This is a genomic window from Alkalihalophilus marmarensis DSM 21297 (assembly GCF_000474275.2).
GTDB classification, from domain to species: Bacteria; Bacillota; Bacilli; order Bacillales; family Bacillaceae_D; genus Alkalihalophilus; species Alkalihalophilus marmarensis.
Genome location: NZ_ATAE01000086.1, coordinates 1 through 1,342, shown reverse-complemented (window position 1 = coordinate 1,342; position 1,342 = coordinate 1). Strand labels below are relative to the sequence as shown.

The following is a 1,342-nucleotide window of genomic DNA, read 5'->3' as shown; positions in this document are numbered from 1 at the left end:
AAAAAAAAAAATCAAATACAAACATTCATAAATAAAAAAAAACCATACCATAAAAACTTTAAAATATCACATATTAACAAAAAACTTAAATCCCTTATACAATTCATTAAAAATTTAACAACTAAAACAAAAAAAAAACCTCCAATTATTCTAAAAACAACAAAACACTATCAAACTCCTATTATTCATTATCTTAAAAAACAAAACTATCTCTTAATTATTATTAACCCATTAATTTCTTACAAAACCAAAAATTCCAACCTACAAAAAATTAAAACAAACACAACCAATACTTATCTTCTATATAAACTATACTATAAAAAAAAACTTAAACCCTATAAAAAACACAATATTCAACTCCTAAACTTACATAATCTTACAAAACAACATAAAAATATTACTAATACTTTAATTCAAACAAAATTACAATTTCAAACAATTCTAAATCAAATATTCCCTAAATTTAAAAAAATATTTAAAAATTTATATTCCATTATATCCCTACTAACTTTAAAAAAATTTCCCTCATCTAAAAATATTCTAAATACCCATAATAAAATCTTAACCAAAAAAATCCACAAAAATTATAAAAATCATTCACTAAATTAAACTAATAATAAAACAACCCAAATCAAAACTACAACCATTCAAAATCCATTTAAAAAAACCATTTATCAAAATCACATTTTAAACCTTAAAATATTTATTAATATTATCCTCCAATACAAAAAACACCTATCAAAATTAAAATCCAAAATAAATACCCTTACACAAAAAATTAAAAAATATAAAATTATCAAATCAATTCCTAATATCAAAAAAAAAATCACTACAACAATTATATCCAAAATTAAAAAAATTAATCAATTTAACCATCCAAAAAAACTAATCACATTCACTAAAATAAATCCAAACATTTTTAAATCTAATAAATTCACAACTACTAAAAATCAAATAACCAAACATAACTCCAACAAACTTCATCACACATTATATATAACCATACATTATACCATTCAAAACTATCATAAAAAAAAAACAAATAATAAAATTATCCCTCATAATAAAAAATTACATAAATTCTACAACAAAAAACATAATAAAAAAAAACCTTTTAAAATAACTATCATTACTTATATAAATAAACTCTTACATTAAATTTATACCCTATTAAAAAACAACACATTATTCCAAAATATAATTTAATCACTACATCTATCTAAATAATCCAAAACCTTCCAAATATTAAAAAATAATAAATTATTTAATACACTCATTTTTAATATATCATTTATATTTTAACTTTTTTATTAAAAAATATTAACAAACTATTAACTAATTT

2 protein-coding genes are annotated in these 1,342 nt (G+C 18.3%); both read left to right on the top strand.

The genetic code is table 11. The features are described from left to right. Nucleotides 1–609, top strand: a 609-nt coding sequence (locus tag A33I_RS20455) for an IS110 family transposase (RefSeq protein WP_022629987.1), incomplete at its 5' end; no start/stop codon positions are given. A gap of 21 nt (nucleotides 610–630) precedes the next feature. Then, nucleotides 631–1,158, top strand: coding sequence for a transposase (locus A33I_RS21575; RefSeq protein ID WP_083477704.1), 528 nt, complete (start codon nucleotides 631–633; stop codon nucleotides 1,156–1,158). The last annotated feature ends 184 nt before the right edge of the window (nucleotides 1,159–1,342 follow it).